We start from the raw sequence: 251 nt of genomic DNA, 5'->3' as shown, positions 1-251 counted from the left end.
GGCGGCGGCCCAGGCCTTGTTGGTGGTGGGCCTGGGCGATGGACAACTCGGCGATGTGCAACTCGTCGGCGCAGCGTTCGGCGGCGAGGAAACCGACCGGCTGGCCATCGGCGTCTTCCGCCAGCCAGTGGCTGCCGCGCTCGATCAGGCGGCGATGGAAGTCCACCCCGGCGACCCCGGCGTCGGCGATCCAGGCCAGCTCGGGCAGCAGGCGGAAGCTTTCCCCGGCTGAGCGCTCGATGGCCGGGAGC

1 protein-coding gene is annotated in these 251 nt (G+C 72.5%); it reads right to left on the bottom strand.

Going from position 1 to position 251, the window contains the following annotated elements; all coding sequences use genetic code 11:
• A partial coding sequence (locus ACLJNW_RS27045) for a GNAT family N-acetyltransferase (protein WP_410961633.1) occupies positions 1-251 on the bottom strand: 251 nt, incomplete at both ends.

The sequence above is a fragment of the Salmonella sp. SAL4457 genome, assembly GCF_046548235.1.
GTDB classification, from domain to species: domain Bacteria; phylum Pseudomonadota; class Gammaproteobacteria; order Enterobacterales; family Enterobacteriaceae; genus Salmonella; species Salmonella enterica.
The sequence above is the reverse complement of the archived record's forward strand: the minus strand, read 5'-3'. Positions and strand labels throughout refer to the sequence as shown.